This window comes from Streptomyces sp. NP-1717 (assembly GCF_022695985.1).
Taxonomy (GTDB): domain Bacteria; phylum Actinomycetota; class Actinomycetes; order Streptomycetales; family Streptomycetaceae; genus Streptomyces.
In genome coordinates, this window is the sequence record NZ_JAAPBF010000180.1 from 1 (window position 1) to 14,734 (window position 14,734).

General features: G+C 72.2%; 11 protein-coding genes. 4 read left to right on the forward strand and 7 right to left on the reverse strand.

The window, feature by feature from the left end:
* Positions 1-127: 127 nt before the first annotated feature.
* Positions 128-4,060, forward strand: a complete 3,933-nt coding sequence (locus tag GXP76_RS26975; protein ID WP_242574224.1) for a BTAD domain-containing putative transcriptional regulator — start codon at positions 128-130, stop codon at positions 4,058-4,060.
* Positions 4,061-4,269: 209 nt separating this feature from the next.
* Here GXP76_RS26975 and GXP76_RS26980 read toward each other — a convergent pair whose 3' ends face one another.
* From GXP76_RS26980 to panB, 3 genes are all read right to left on the reverse strand, one after another.
* On the reverse strand, positions 4,270-5,130 hold the full coding sequence (locus GXP76_RS26980; protein WP_242574216.1) for an ABC transporter permease: 861 nt from the start codon (positions 5,128-5,130) through the stop codon (positions 4,270-4,272).
* Entirely contained in the window at positions 5,127-6,161 is a 1,035-nt protein-coding gene (locus tag GXP76_RS26985) for an ATP-binding cassette domain-containing protein (protein WP_242574217.1), read from the reverse strand. The genes GXP76_RS26980 and GXP76_RS26985 overlap by 4 nt, the downstream gene beginning before the upstream one ends.
* A 206-nt stretch (positions 6,162-6,367) precedes the next feature.
* Positions 6,368-7,228 (reverse strand): 3-methyl-2-oxobutanoate hydroxymethyltransferase, encoded by an 861-nt coding sequence (gene panB / locus GXP76_RS26990; protein ID WP_242574218.1) that lies wholly within the window; start codon positions 7,226-7,228, stop codon positions 6,368-6,370.
* 175 nt (positions 7,229-7,403) lie between these two features.
* On the opposite strand from panB, the gene GXP76_RS26995 reads away from it, so the two are divergent.
* The 3 genes from GXP76_RS26995 (at position 7,404) to GXP76_RS27005 (ending at position 11,148) form a co-directional block, all read left to right on the forward strand.
* Positions 7,404-9,065, forward strand: coding sequence for an MFS transporter (locus GXP76_RS26995; RefSeq protein WP_374362712.1), 1,662 nt, complete (start codon positions 7,404-7,406; stop codon positions 9,063-9,065).
* A 200-nt stretch (positions 9,066-9,265) separates the two neighbouring features.
* Positions 9,266-9,925 (forward strand): TetR/AcrR family transcriptional regulator, encoded by a 660-nt coding sequence (locus GXP76_RS27000; RefSeq protein ID WP_374362715.1) that lies wholly within the window; start codon positions 9,266-9,268, stop codon positions 9,923-9,925.
* A 191-nt stretch (positions 9,926-10,116) separates the two neighbouring features.
* Positions 10,117-11,148, forward strand: a complete 1,032-nt coding sequence (locus GXP76_RS27005) for an endonuclease/exonuclease/phosphatase family protein (protein WP_242574219.1) — start codon at positions 10,117-10,119, stop codon at positions 11,146-11,148.
* Positions 11,149-11,243: 95 nt separating this feature from the next.
* Here GXP76_RS27005 and GXP76_RS27010 read toward each other — a convergent pair whose 3' ends face one another.
* The 4 genes from GXP76_RS27010 to GXP76_RS27025 form a co-directional block, all read right to left on the reverse strand.
* Positions 11,244-13,004 (reverse strand): NAD+ synthase, encoded by a 1,761-nt coding sequence (locus tag GXP76_RS27010; RefSeq protein WP_242574220.1) that lies wholly within the window; start codon positions 13,002-13,004, stop codon positions 11,244-11,246.
* 124 nt (positions 13,005-13,128) lie between these two features.
* Entirely contained in the window at positions 13,129-13,548 is a 420-nt protein-coding gene (locus GXP76_RS27015; RefSeq protein ID WP_242574221.1) for a CBS domain-containing protein, read from the reverse strand.
* 257 nt (positions 13,549-13,805) lie between these two features.
* Positions 13,806-14,483 (reverse strand): DUF305 domain-containing protein, encoded by a 678-nt coding sequence (locus GXP76_RS27020; RefSeq protein WP_242574222.1) that lies wholly within the window; start codon positions 14,481-14,483, stop codon positions 13,806-13,808.
* Positions 14,480-14,734, reverse strand: a 255-nt coding sequence (locus GXP76_RS27025) for a DUF3105 domain-containing protein (protein WP_242574223.1), incomplete at its 5' end; no start/stop codon positions are given. The genes GXP76_RS27020 and GXP76_RS27025, both read right to left, overlap by 4 nt.

Genomic DNA, 14,734 nt, shown 5'->3' on the forward strand with positions numbered 1-14,734 from the left:
TGCGGGGGCCCGTTCCGGCGACGCTGGGCGGACACGGGAGACGGCGGAAGGGCTGGGGCGGCAGATGAAGACGGCGGACCCGGGGGAGCGGGCGGCCGACCGGGAGGGCGTGCCGGACAATGGTGGGGTGCGCTACCGGCTTCTCGGCCCCACACGGGCCCTGCGCGCCGACGGCACCCCGTACGCCGTCGGCGGTACCAGGCTGCGCGCGCTGCTGACCGTGCTGGCGCTGCGGCCCGGCCGGACCGTCCCGGCGGCCACGCTCGTCGACGAGGTCTGGGACGGCGACACCCCCGTGGACGCCGCGGGCGCGCTCCAGGCACTGGTCAGCCGGCTCCGCCGGGCGCTCGGCGCCGGGACCGTCGTCGCCGACAGCGGGGGGTACCGGCTGTGCGCCGACCGGGACGACGTCGACCTGTACCGCTTCGAGCGGCTCACGGCCGAGGGGATCAGGGCGCTGGACGACGGCGGCGCCGAGCGGGCGGCCGAACTGCTGGACGAGGCGCTGGGCCTGTGGCACGGCCCCGCGCTGACCGATCTGCCGGACCGCAGGTCCGAGGCGGCGCGCTGGGAGGCGCGCCGGCTGGGCGCCCGCCGGGCACGCCTCACGGCGGCGCTCGCCCTCGGCCGCGCGGAGGAGGCGCTGCCCGAGCTGGCGGCGCTCTGCGACGACCATCCGATCGACGAGCTGCTCCAGGCGCTGCGCATCCGCGCGCTGCGGGCGGTGGGCCGCACGGCGGAGGCGCTGTCGGCGTACGACGAGGTCCGCCGCGACCTCGCGACCCGCCTGGGCATGGACCCGGGCCCCGAACTGCGCACGCTGCACAAGGAGTTGCTGAACCCGGACGCGTACGCGAACGAGGACGGCACGTGGGGGCGGGGCCGGGCCGGTCCCCGTACGGACGACGGATCCCACCCCGCTGGCGGGGCGCCCGGTGGCGATGACGGCTCGCCCGGCTCCACCGGTGCGACGGCGGAACCCGATTCCTACGGCGAGGGCGCGGCGCCTGCTCCGTCCGGCGCGCCGACCGGACCCGTGTCCGTACCGGACGAAGCGGGTCACGACGCCGGGCCCGGCTCTGCCCGGCCTGGGGGCGCCGGTGGTCCCACGCGCGACGCGTCCGGCTCTGACGGTGCGGCGGCGGAACCGGCCTCCTTCGGAGAAGGTGCGGCGTCTGCTTCGTCCGGGGCGCAGACCGGGCCCGTGCCCGTTCCGGACAGCGAGGCCCACGCCGGGCCCGGCCCTGACGGTGCGGCGGCGGAACCCGGTTCCTACGGCGAGGGCGCGGCGTCTGCTTCGTCCGGGGCGCAGACCGGCCCCGTGCCCGTTCGGGACGGTGCGGCGCACGGCTCGCCCGCCCTCGACCCGGACAGTGCGGGTCACGCCGGGCCCGGCTCCGCCGGCGCGCCGGTGGAACCGGCCTCCTTCGGAGAGGGTGCGGCGTCTGCGCCGTCCGGCGCGCCGACCGGCCCCGTACCCGTTCCGGACGGTGCGGCGCACGCCGGCTCCGCGGAACCCGCCCCCGCCGGGGCGGGCCCCGGCTCGCCGCTCCCCGGGAACCTCCGTGCCCGTATCAACAGCTTCGTCGGGCGCGAGGCCGACATGGCCGACCTTCGGGAGGATCTGCGGGACGCGCGGCTGGTGACGTTGTTCGGGGCCGGTGGGGCCGGGAAGACGCGGTTGTCGCAGGAGGTCGCCGCCGGGGGTGGCGGCGGCGCGTGGCCCGACGGGGTGTGGCTCGCCGAACTCGCGCCCGTGGACGATCCGGCCACCGTCCCCGAGGCCGTACTCGTCGCGCTCGGCGCCCGCGAGACCGTACTGCGCGGCGCCGGCGCCGAGAGTCTGCGGGCCGTCGACCCGGGCGCCAACGACCCCCTCGTACGGCTCGTCGAGCACTGCTCGCGCCGCCGCATGCTGCTCCTGCTCGACAACTGCGAGCACGTCGTGGACGCCGCCGCCCGGCTGGTCGAGGAGTTGCTGGCCCGCTGCCCCGGCGTGACCGTCCTCGCCACCAGCCGGGAGCCGCTCGGCGTACCCGGCGAGGTCGTACGCCCCGTCGGCCCGCTGCCGGAACCGATGGCGCTGCGGCTGCTCGCCGACCGGGGCGCCGCCGCCCGGCCCGGCTTCCGTACGGACGAGGACCCCGGCGCGGCCGACGAGATCTGCCGCAGGCTCGACGGGCTGCCGCTCGCGATCGAACTGGCCGCCGCCCGGCTGCGGATGCTCACCCCCCGGCAGATCGCCGACCGGCTGGACGACCGCTTCCGGCTGCTGACCGGCGGCAGCCGCACCGTACTGCCCAGACAGCAGACGCTGCGCGCCGTCGTGGACTGGTCGTGGGACCTGCTCGACCCCGCCGAGCGGACCGCGCTGGGCGCCCTGTCCGTCTTCGCGGGCGGCTGCGACCTGGCCGCCGCCGAAGCCCTGTGCGGGCCCGACGCGCTCGAACTGCTCGGCTCGCTCGTCGATAAATCACTCGTGATCGCCGCCCCCGCCCCGGACGGCGAGATGCGCTACCGGCTGCTGGAGACCGTGCTGGAGTACGCCGGTGAACGGCTCGACGAGTCCGGTGAGGGCCCCGCCGCCGAGCGCCGCCACCTCGTCCACTTCCGTGAGCTGGCCCGCCGCGCCGACCTCAAACTGCGCGGTCCCGAGCAGGTCCACTCGATCGCCCGCATCACCCTCGAATACGAGAACATGCGCACCGCGCTGCGTCGCGCCGTCGCCGACCGGGACGAGCAGGAGGCGCTCTGCCTGGTGCACTCGCTCGCCTTCTACTGGCAGATCCGCGATCTGCGCAGCGACGCGCGCCACTGGTCCTCGGCCGCCGCCGAACTGGGCCCCGACCCCTTTGCCGCGCCGGTCGTCCCCGCCCCGCCCGTGTACGACCAGTGCACGGACGCCCCGCCGCCGATGGCGCCCGACGTGCTGATGGAGGCACGGCGCGGTGTCCGGCTGATCCATCTGGCCAGCATGAACCACGAGTTCGACGAGTGGACCACGCCCGAGGCCATGGAGCGGCTGCGCCGCATCAGTGAGGTCTACGAGCCCGGCCTGCCGCAGATCTGCCGTACGCCCGGCTCGCTCTGGTTCTTCGCGGTCATGATCACCGGGCAGGCCGGCCGGCTCCGCGAACTGATCGACGCGAGGGTGCGGGCGTGCCGGGACTTCGGTTACGAGTGGGAGCTGGCCTCGGCTCTGCAGGTGCGGGCCAACATCCTCGCCAACCGCACCGAATGGGTCGGTGACGCGGGCCGCGACGCCGACGAGAGCCTGGAGATCTTCACCCGGCTCGGCGACGCGTGGGGCGCCGCCGAGGCGCTGTCGGCGCGCGCCGAGGCCCATGAGCGCAACGGTGAATTCGCCCGCGCCACCGAGGACTTCCTCGCCGCCATCGAGACCACCCGGCTGCTCGGCGTGGAGTCCCAGGTCGCGCTCCTGCGCACGCGTCTGGCCGGCGTGATGATGGAGACGGGCGAGGGCGACGAGGCCGAGGCGGTGCTGCGCGAGATCCTGCGGGAGAGCAGGCGCGACTACGAGGCGGAGCCGGCCGCCCGGATCTATCTGGCGATCCGGCTCGGCCGCACCGGGCGCTCCGCCGAGGGACGTCACGAACTGGGCCAGTTGCGCGAGGAGTTCAAACACTCCAACCTGCGCATCTTCGAGGGCTTCGTCTTCGGCCTGCTCGGCTGGCTGGAGAATCTGGACACGCAGTACGGAGCCGGGCTCGACTGGTCCCGGCGGGCGCTGGAGCTGTCGAACGACGCGATGTCGCGGATCGTCGCCCCGCAGATGTCGGCGGTCCATCTGCTGACCGCGGGCTGGGCGCTGGCCGGGCTCGGCGGTCCGGAGCGGGTACGGGACGGGGCCCGGCTGATCGGCGCGTACGAGGCGCATCTGCCGCGGGGCCACTACCGGGCCTCGCACGAGCGCGAGAACCGGGAGGCGGCCGAGGCGGCCGTCCGGGCCGGCGGGCTGGACGGCGCCGCGTACGAAGAGGCTCTCGCCGAGGGCCGCGCGCTCACCCTCGACGAGGCGTTCGCCCTCGCGGGCGTCTGACGGTTTCCCCAGGGGTGGAGTCCGAGGACTTCCCTCGGACCGGCGTCCAACCGTCTGCCCTGGGTCGGCTTCCGACCACCTCGCCCGCGCCTGCGTCCGGTGTCTCCGGCCCTCGGCCGCGCCCGACTTCGGCAACCGGCCCTCCGCCGGGGCCCGACATCCGCCCCTCGGCCGGGGCCCGGCCCGTGACCGGGCCCCGGCCGCCCGCCTCAGGTCCTCTTGCGGAACTTGGACACCGCGAGCGGCGCCGTCACCGCCGTGATCACCGCCGCCCAGGCCACCGTCATCCACAGGTCGTGCGCGATCGGCCCGCCGATGAACAGCGCGCGCGCCGTGTCGGCCAGATTCGACAGCGGGTTGTAGTCCGTGAAGTTCTGGAGCCAGCCCGGCATCGTCGACGGCGGGGTGAAGATCGAGGAGCCGAACTGGAGCGGCATCAGCACTAGGAACCCCACGCCCTGCACCGCCTGCGCCGTCTTCACGCTCAGCCCGATCAGGATGAAGATCCACATCAGCGACGCGCCGAACAGCAGCGAGAGCCCGATCGCCGCCAGCACCTGGAGCGGTGAGGTCTCGATGTCCATACCGAGCACGAAGCCCACGATCAGCAGGATCGCGAAGGCGACCATCATCCGGCCGACCTCGACCACGATCTTCGCGACGAGAACGGACGACCGGGCGATGGGCATCGTCCGGAACCGGTCCATGACCCCCTTCTGGAAGTCCTCGTTGATCCCGCTGCCCACGGCCATCGAGACGTTGAGCCCCATCATCGCCATCAGGCCGGGGACCAGATAGCTCACGTACTCGGACTGGTTGCCCTTGCCCGCGACGGCCCCGCCGAAGACGAAAACGAACAGCAGCGTGAACACGATCGGCATCAGCAGGACGTCGAACATCGACTCCGGGTCCTGCTTGATCTGGAGGGCGTTACGGCGCGCGAGGGCGCCGATGTGCCGCAGATTGGCCCGCAGACCGATCCGGCCCTCGTCGGAGAGGGCCCGGACGGGCTGCGCGGGGCGGGGGGACGGCGCGGTGTCCGTCGCTTCCGTCGTCGTCACCGTACTCATACCGCGACCTCCTTCGGCCGCGTGTCGTCGTGGGCGGCGTCGCGCACGTCGTCGGCCTGTTCGCTCGTCTTCTCGCCCGTGATCGCCAGGAACACCTCGTCCAGGCTGGGCAGATGGGTGCCGATGTGCGCGATGTCGAACCCGCGCCCGGCCAACACGCCGATCACGGCGGTCAGTTGCACGTCGGCGAGGATCGGCACGAACAGCATGCCGTCGTTGATCTGCGACCCCGCGACACCGTCCAGGCCGGTCTCGCTCAACGCCCGTGCCATCTCCGGCAGCCGGCCGGGGTCGGTGGGGCGGATCTCCAGCGTCCGGCCGCCGACCCGCGCCTTCAGCTCGTCGACCTTGCCGCCCGCGACGACCCGGCCGCGGTCGATGACCGTCAGCTCGCTCGCGAGCTGCTCGGCCTCCTCCATGTACTGCGTGGTGAGCAGTACGGTCACTCCCTCGGAGACCATCCGCTGGACCTCCGCCCACACCTCGTTACGGGTGCGGGGGTCGAGGCCCGTCGTCGGCTCGTCCAGATAGAGCACCGCGGGCTGCCCGATCATCGAGGCCGCGAGATCCAGCCGCCTGCGCATACCGCCCGAGTACTGGAGCACCGGCTTTCGCGCCGCCTCGGTGAGCGAGAACCGCTCCAGCAGCTCGTCCGCCCGCCTGCGCGCGGACGTACGGGACAGATCGAGCAGCCGCCCGATCATGTACAGGTTCTCCCGGCCGGAGAGCTTCTCGTCGACCGAGGCGTACTGCCCGGTGAGGCCGATGGTGCGGCGGAGCTGCCGCGGCTGCCTCACCACGTCGTAACCGGCCACGACGGCCGTACCGGAGTCGGGCAGGATCAGGGTGGACAGGCAGCGTACGAGCGTGGTCTTGCCGGCGCCGTTGGGCCCGAGGACTCCGAGGACGGTGCCTTCGCGCACGTCCAGGTCCACCCCGTCCAGCGCCTTGGTCGCACCGTAGTGCTTGACCAGGCCCCGCACCGTGACGGCCGAGTTGCCGCCGGCAGGGATTGTGTCGATTCGCGTCATGCCGTCGATCGTGGCAGCCGCCACTGACAGGCGACCGACATCCGGCCGACAGAGCGCCGACAGCCGTCTGTCGGACGGGGTGGGAACGCCGACAGCCCGCCGATGGGGGATGTCGGCGGGCTGTCTTCTCTTGCGGCGGTGGCTGGTGTGGTGGTGCCAGGGGGTGTCCCGCCGACCCTGCCGGGGCCCGACCGACAGGACACCCTCTAGTGGAAGGTGTGCTCTTCCTGTGGGAACGTTCCTCCGACGACCTCGTCCGCGAACGCCTTCGCGGCGTCCCCGAGCGTCTGCCGGAGGTTCGCGTACTGCTTGGTGAAGCGCGGCACCTTGCCGCCCGTGAGCCCCACCATGTCCGTGTAGACGAGCACCTGCGCGTCGGTGTCGGGACCGGCGCCGATGCCGATGGTCGGGATCTCCAGCGACCGGGTGACCTCGGCGGCGACCTCGGCGGGGACCAGCTCCAGCACCACGGCGAACGCGCCGGCGGCCTGCGCCGCCTTGGCGTCGTGCAGCAGCCGGTGCGCGGCCTCGTCGCCGCGGCCCTGCACCCGGTAGCCCAGCGTGTTCACGGACTGCGGCGTCAGACCGAGGTGCGACATCACCGGGATGCCGGCCTGGACGAGCAGCTCCGTCTGCGGCAGCGAGCGCTCGCCGCCCTCCAGCTTGACCGCGCCCACCCCTGCGTCCTTGACCAGGCGCGTGGCGCTGCGCAGGGCCTGTACGGGGCCTTCCTGGTACGAGCCGAAGGGGAGGTCGCCGACGACCAGGGCGCGCCTGGTGCCCCGGACGACGGCGGCGGAGAGCATCGTCATCTCGTCGAGGGTGACCGGTACCGTCGTCTCGTAGCCGAGATGGACGTTGCCCATCGAGTCGCCGACGAGCATGACCGGGATACCGGCCTCGTCGAAGACGGAGGCGGTCATCGCGTCGTACGCGGTGAGCATGGGCCACTTCTCGCCGCGTCGCTTGGCGGCGGCGATGTCATGGACGGTGACGCGGCGGGTGCCCGTGCCGCCGTACAGCGACTTGGGATCACGTGAGGGGTTCTGCGCAGCCTCGAACGTCATGGCTTACGGCTCCTTCGTCATCTCGAGGCACCCTGACGGTGTCCCCGGACCGTGTCCATGGTGGCATCCGGGCACCGCCGACGGGAAGTGGGGCTACTCCGTTCTCGCCGTTCCCCGGGTAAAGAATTTACAATACGAGACGGTCTCGTATTGAAATGGCCTTACGCTCGTCGCCATGCCCACACCCTCACCCTCGTCCGCGCCGCCACCGCCCCCGCCGTCCTCGACACCGCCCGGCGTCCGCGCCGACGGGCGCCGGGTCCCCGAGGCCGTCCACCGGCGCCGCTGGGCCATCCTCGGTGTCCTCATGTTCAGCCTGCTCATCGTGGTGCTCGACAACTCGATCCTGAACGTCGCGGTCAAGACGATCGCGAGCCCCGCGCCCGTCGGGATCGGCGCCACCCAGAGCGAGCTGGAGTGGGCCATAAACTCCTACACCCTCGTCTTCGCGGGCCTGCTCTTCACCTCCGGTCTGCTCGGCGACCGCGTCGGCCGCAAGAAGGTGCTCCTCTTCGGCATCGTCGTCTTCGGCATCGGCTCCGCGCTCGCCGCGATGTCCGGTTCGCCCGGTGAACTCATCACCTACCGCGCGGTGATGGGCTTCGGCGCCGCCTTCGTGATGCCGGCCACCCTTGCCGTCCTGATGAACGTCTTCGAGCGCGAGGAGCAGCCCAAGGCCATCGGCATCTGGGCGGGCAGTGTCGGACTCGCCATCGCCATAGGGCCGATCACCGGCGGCGTACTGCTCGAACACTTCTGGTGGGGCTCGATCTTCCTGGTCAACGTCCCCGTGGTGATCGTCGCGCTGATCGCGATGGTGCTGCTGGTGCCGGACTCCAAGGACCCCAGCCCCGGCCGTGTCGACCCCATCGGCGTACTGCTCTCGATCGTCGGCCTCGTCCTGCTCGTGTACGGGATCATCCGCGCGGGCGAACTCGCAGACTTCACCGACGCCACGGTGCTGGCATCGATCATCGGCGGTCTGGCCGTCCTGGCCGCGTTCGTCGTGCACGAGAAGCGCAGCGACCACCCGTCGATGGACATGTCCTACTTCAAGAAGCCGGCCTTCTCGGCCGCCGTCGCCGCGATCGCGCTGGTCTTCTTCGCCCTGATGGGGGTCACCTTCTTCTCGGCCTTCTACCTCCAGAGCGTGCGCGGCTACAGCGCCCTCGACTCGGGCCTGCTGATCGTGCCGCTCGCCGTGGCGCAGATGGTCTTCGCGCCGCGCGCCCGGCTGGTCGTCGACCGGTTCGGCGCCCGCGCGGTCTGCACGGGCGGCATGCTGCTCGTCGCCGCCGGTCTCGCCGCGTTCGCCCTCTTCGACGCCACCACGCCCGTCTGGGTGCTGTGTCTGGTCTTCTTCGTCCAGGGCACCGGAATGGCCCACATCATGCCGCCGGTGACCGTCACGGTCATGCAGGCCCTGCCGCGCGAGAAGGCCGGCTCGGGATCGGCCGTCAACAACACCTTCCGGCAGGTCGGCGGCGCGCTCGGCATCGCCGTACTCGGCTCGCTGCTCTCCACCACCTACCGGGGCGAGATCGAGGGACACCTCGCCGCCGTTCCGGCCGCGGCACGCGACGCGGCGGGGGAGTCGATCGAGGCGACGATGGCCGTCGCCGAGAAACTCGGCCCCGCGGGCGCCCCGTTGGTCTCCTCCGCGAACGACGCCTTCCTGAGCGCCATGCACGTCACGGCCCTCGGCTCGGCCGGCGTCGCGCTGATCGGCACCGTCGTGGTCGCCCTCTTCATGCCGGGCCGCACCGATCAGGAGCGGAACGCACCACGGGAGCGCGCCGAACATCCGGCCGGGGCGGCACCCGCCGTCCAGGAGTAGGGGGCGCCGGGCCCCGTCCGGTGGCCGGGAACAAGCGCCGGAAACAAGCGCGGCCCAAGCGCCGCGCGAGACGGTCGGCGTTCCCGGGCCCGGCACGCACGGGGCGGTGCCGGGCGTTCGACCGGACGCGCCGGCGTCGGCGAGAATCGGGCGGATCGTGCGGGGCGTACGGCTGACGGGGCAGGGCGAAAGGCGGGCCATTGCGAGGGCAGGAGCGGGACCAGGGGCAGGAGCCCCGGCGAGGCCGGCCGCGCAGTGAGGCGGCCGAACGCGCGATCCTCCAGGCCGTGGTGAAGCTTCTTGAGGAGGGTGAGCCGCTGGCCGGGCTCTCCATCGAGCGCATCGCGCGGACGGCGGGCGTCGGCAAGGCCACCATCTACCGGCGCTGGAACGGCAAGGAGGAGCTCTTCGTCGACGTCCTGCGCGCCATCGAGCCGCCCGAGCCCGCCCTGTCCGGGACCTCCGGCCTCGCCGACATCCTCGTCGGTCTGGAATCCCTGCGCAGGCGCGGCCTCGCCCAGCGCAGCTCCGCCCTGCTGTACAACGTCTTCGCGCAGATGAAGAGCCATCCGAAACTGTGGGACGCGTATCACGACACCGTGATCGCGCCGCGCCGCGCCGCCATGACGGCGGCGGTGCGCCGCGCCGTCGCCGCGGGTGAACTCCGTGACGACATCGACGTGGAGCTGATCGACGAACTCATCGTCGGCCCCATGCTGGTGCGCACCGTCCACCGCAAGGACGCGCCGCTGGACGACGACCTCGCCGAGCGCATCCTCAGGGCGCTGCTCGAAGGTCTGCGCCCCAGGGACGCGGGGGACAGAGCCGCCCGGGGCACGGCCGGTGACCCGGAGGGCTGACCGCCCGCCGCGCCGTCGCGCGGGCCGTGCGTCGTGTGTCACAGCGGCCCGGTAACCGCCCGTGTCCGGAACCCGCCGCCCCATCACGCTCGTCCTTGTGCCCGTACGGCCGTCGGGGACGGCGGGGAAAGCGCGCGTCATCGCCTAGGGTCGGTGGCGGGCGTGAACGGCAAGGCAGTGAGGGCAGCGGAATGACGCAGGAGTACACGGCTGAATCCCGGGTGGACGGCGCCGAGGACAACGACCCTCCCAAGAGCCGGATCCGGACCCTCGCCGACCGCTGGCGCGGCGACCGGGGCATCTGGCGGCGCGGTGTCGTCGTCGCGGTGCTCGCCGTCCTCACGGCGCTGCTGATGATCCTGCACGCCCAGGTCCCCAACCGCATCGGCAACTTGGGCAGTCTCATGGAGACCTTCCTGCCGTGGCTGGGACTTCTGGTGCCCGTGCTTCTCGTCGCCGCGCTGGTACGCCGCTCCGCCACCGCGCTGATCGCGCTGCTGCTGCCGACCGTCGTCTGGGCCAACCTCTTCGGCGGACTGCTCGTCGGGAAGTCGGGCACCGGCGGCGATCTGACGGTCGCCACGCACAACGTCAACGCGGAGAATCCCGATCCCGAGGGAACCGCGCGGGAGATCGTGGAGTCCGGCGCGGACGTCGTGGCGCTGGAGGAGCTGAAGGCGTCGGCGGTTCCCACGTACGAGAAGGCGCTGGCCGGGACGTACAAGTACCACTCGGTGCAGGGCACGGTGGGGCTCTGGAGCAAGTACCCCATGAGCGGCATCCGCTCCGTCGACATCCGGATGGGCTGGACGCGCGCCATGCGGTCCACGGTGACGACACCGCAGGGCGCGATCGCCGTCTACGTGGCGCATCTGCCGTCCGTACGGGTCAAACTGCACGCCGGCTTCACCGCCAACCAGCGCGACGACAGCGCCGACGCGCTCGGTGAGGCGATCGCCGACGAGCGGCTGGACCGGATCGTGCTGCTCGGCGACCTCAACGGCACGATGAACGACCGCTCCCTGAACGCCGTGACGTCGCAGATGCGTTCCACCCAGGGCGCGGCCGGCGACGGCTACGGCTTCAGCTGGCCCGCCGCGTTCCCGATGGCACGGATCGACCAGATCATGGTCAAGGGCGTCGAGCCGAAGTCGTCGTGGACGCTGCCCCGCACGGGCAGCGACCATCTGCCGATCGCCGCCCGTATCGAACTCTCGCAGTAGGCACACCTGTTCAACCGCTCAGCCGTTCGGGCGCTCAGTCGTTCGGCTGTTCAGGGGCCGGCTGTTCAGGGGCCGGGTGTTCCGGGTGCCGGTCCTCAGGCGGTCGGTGATTCCCGCCAGCGGTTGGTGATCGGCAGCCGCCGGTCCTTGCCGAAGCCCTTCGCGGAGATCTTCGTGCCCGGCGGGTACTGCCGGCGCTTGTACTCCGCCGTGTCCACCATGCGCAGCGTCTTCGCCACCACCGCCGGATCGAAGCCCGCCGCGACGATCGCGTCCTTGCCCTGGTCGCGGTCGACGTACATCGCCAGTATCCGGTCCAGCACGTCGTAGTCCGGCAGCGAGTCCGTGTCCACCTGGCCGGGGCGCAGTTCGGCGCTCGGCGGCTTGGAGATGGAGTTCTCCGGGATCGGCGGGGTCTGGCCGCGCTCCTCGGCGGCGCGGTTGCGCCAGCGGGCGAGCCGGAAGACCGTCGTCTTGTAGACGTCCTTGATCGGGCCGTACGCGCCGACGGAGTCGCCGTACAGCGTCGAGTACCCCACCGCCAGCTCGGACTTGTTGCCCGGTGCGAGCACGATCTGGCCCTCCTGGTTGGAGAGCGCCATCAGCATCGTGCCGCGCAGCCGCGACTGGAGGTTCTCCTCCGCGAGCCCGGTCAGGGCGAGCGAGTCCATGTACGCGTCGAACATCGGCTCGATGGGCACGGTGCGGAAGTTCAGCCCCGTACGGCGGGCGAGTTCGGCCGCGTCACCCCGTGAGTGGTCCGACGAGTACTTGGACGGCATCGAGACGCCGTGGACGTTCGCGGCGCCGAGCGCGTCGCAGGCGATCGCGGCGACGAGCGCGGAGTCGATGCCGCCGGAGAGGCCGATCAGGACGGACCTGAAGCCGTTCTTGGCGGCGTACGCGCGCAGGCCCACCACCAGGGCGGAGTAGACCTCCTCGTCGTCGTCCAGCCGGTCGGCGTACCCGCCCGCCAGCTCCGCCTCGTAGGCGGGGACGGGCTCCTCGGAGAGAACGACGTGGTCGACGCGCAGACCGTCGTCCACGGCGCCGCCCGGCGGCTCGGCCGCGGCAGCGGGCAGGTCGAGGTCCAGCACCACACAGCCCTCGGCGAACTGCGGCGCGCGCGCGACCACTTCGCCGTCCTTGTCGACCACGATCGAGTCGCCGTCGAAGACCAGCTCGTCCTGGCCGCCGATCATCGCCAGATAGGCGGTGACGCAGCCGGCCTCCTGGGCGCGCTTGCGTACGAGTTCCAGCCGGGTGTCGTCCTTGGCCTGCTCGTACGGCGAGGCGTTGATCGACAGCAGCAGCCCGGCGCCCACGGAACGGGTGGCCGGCACCCGGCCGCCGTCCTGCCAGAGGTCCTCGCAGATCGCGAGCGCGACATCGACGCCGCGCACCCGCACGACGGGCATGGTGTCGCCCGGCACGAAGTAGCGGAACTCGTCGAAGACGCCGTAGTTGGGCAGATGGTGCTTGGCGAACGTCAGCGCCACGCCGCCCCGGTGCAGCACCGCGGCCGCGTTCTGCGGCGATCCGGCCGGCCGGCCGATCCGCTGCCGGTCCCGCTCGGACCGGTCGAGATAGCCGACGACGACGGGCAGCTCCCCGAAGCCCTCGTCGGCGAGCCGCCCGGCGAGCGCGCGCAGGGCGTCGCGGGACGCCTCGACGAAGGACGACCGCAGGGCCAGGTCCTCGACGGGGTAGCCGGTCAGCACCATCTCCGGGAACGCGACGAGATGCGCGCCCTGTTCGGCGGAGTGCCGGGTCCAGTGCACGATCGCCTCGGCGTTCGCGGCGAGATCGCCGACGGTCGAGTCGATCTGATTCAGAGCGAGACGTAGTTGAGGCACGGGCCCAGTGTAATCGTCTTTCTGACGCGATGTGGGGGCGGGGCCGTGCGGGAGCGTGTGCGGGCCGCGCCACGGGGCGGCGGCCCGCACACCCGTACCGGGCCGGCGGGCGTCCGTACGCCCGTCAGCCGGCGGCGTACACCCGTTCCACCCACGCCGCGATCTGCGCGTCGCTCAGGTGCTGCGCCAGGTCCGCCTCGCTGATCATGCCGACCAGGCGTTTGTTCTCGATCACCGGCAGCCGGCGGATCCGGTGGTCCTGCATCTCGGTGAGCACGTCGTCCACGTCCGCGCCCGCGTCGATCCACCGCGGCGTGCCGTGGGCCATCTCCGCGGCGGTGACGTTCGCCGGGTCGTGGCCCTGCGCCACACAGCCGACGACGATGTCGCGGTCGGTCAGGATGCCGGCCAGCCGTTCGTCGTTGTCGGCGATGGGCAGGGCGCCCACGTCCAGGTCACGCATGAGCTGCGCGGCCCGGTCCAGGGTCTCGTGCGAGGGGATCCAGTCGGCGCCGGGATGCATGATGTCCTTGGCGGTGGTCATGGGGTCCGTACCTCCTTCGATACCGTCCGCCCCGAGCGCCCCCATCGTCAGGGGGCCGTCCGGCGTACGCGACCGCTGTCACCCGAACGGGTGAAACGGGCGGTACGGGTGAAGGGGACGAGGACGCGCGTGCGAGGCCGCCGGCCCTCCGGATCGCCCGCGGTCGCTCGTGGTCGCCCGTGGAATCGAGAGCGCCGGACAGGTCGCGTACGCGATCCGCCCGGCGCTCTCGGGGACAGGCGTGGCCCGCCCGGTGGTCAGGTGCGCGGCTTCGCCCCCCGTGCCTTCAGGAGGTCGGCCATCAGGTCCAGTTCGGACTGCTGCGCGCTCACCATGCCCTCGGCCAGGGCCCGTTCGGTGTCGACCTCGCACAACTCGGCGCAGCCCTCGGCCATCGTGACGCCGCCCTTGTGATGGTCGGTCATCAGCTGGAGGTACAGGATCTCCGCCTTCTCGCCCTTGGCGGTCCGCAGGGCCTCCAGCTCCGTCTTCGTCGCCATGCCCGGCATCAGCGAGCCGTCACGGACCTCGTGGGCGCCGTGATCCATGCCCTCCATGCCGTCCATGCCCGCGTGCCCGCCGTCCCGCGCCATCCAGGCCATCGGCTCCTGGTCGGTGGAGATCTTCGGCAGCTTCCACATGTCGAGCCAGCCCAGCAGCATGCCGCGCTGGTTCGCCTGGGTGTTGGCGATGTCGTACGCGAGGCGGCGCACCTCCTCGTCGTCCGTGCTGTCCCGCACCAGGAACGACATCTCCACCGCCTGCTGGTGGTGGACGGCCATGTCACGCGCGAAGCCCGCGTCGGCCGAGTCCGCCGTGGGCGTGACGCTCGCGCGCGGCGAGTCCTCGCGCCCCGCGGAGGCGACCGTGGCCGCTCCCGCGAACAGCAGGGCGAGTACGACCGCCGTGATGGCCGCCCAGTTCGTGCGCGTCACTGGTCGCCCATTCCGCCGGTGCAGGCCGCGCCCGGCTCAGGCGTCTGCGGGCCCTGCACGTACTTGGCGAAGAACTGGTCGACGCGCGGGTCCTTCGCGCTGTCGACGGCGACCTGCTTGCCCCACGCGGTCAGCATGATCGCGCCGGCCTGCTCCTTCACGGGGCTCATCAGCGTGTACTGCGTCTTGCCCACGAGGTCGCCGAGCGCCTTCACGTCGTCCTCGGGCGCCTTGTCGTTGTACGTCACCCA

What these genes read in the sequence shown, in the direction of transcription:
- GXP76_RS26985 (WP_242574217.1), bottom strand. Translation starts at nt 6,161, where the DNA reads ATGACGCGAATCGACACAATCCCTGCCGGCGGCAACTCGGCCGTCACG.
- panB (WP_242574218.1), bottom strand. Translation starts at nt 7,228, where the DNA reads ATGACGTTCGAGGCTGCGCAGAACCCCTCACGTGATCCCAAGTCGCTG.
- GXP76_RS26980 (WP_242574216.1), bottom strand. Translation starts at nt 5,130, where the DNA reads ATGAGTACGGTGACGACGACGGAAGCGACGGACACCGCGCCGTCCCCC.
- GXP76_RS27015 (WP_242574221.1), bottom strand. Translation starts at nt 13,548, where the DNA reads ATGACCACCGCCAAGGACATCATGCATCCCGGCGCCGACTGGATCCCC.
- GXP76_RS26995 (WP_374362712.1), top strand. Translation starts at nt 7,404, where the DNA reads ATGCCCACACCCTCACCCTCGTCCGCGCCGCCACCGCCCCCGCCGTCC.
- GXP76_RS27005 (WP_242574219.1), top strand. Translation starts at nt 10,117, where the DNA reads ATGACGCAGGAGTACACGGCTGAATCCCGGGTGGACGGCGCCGAGGAC.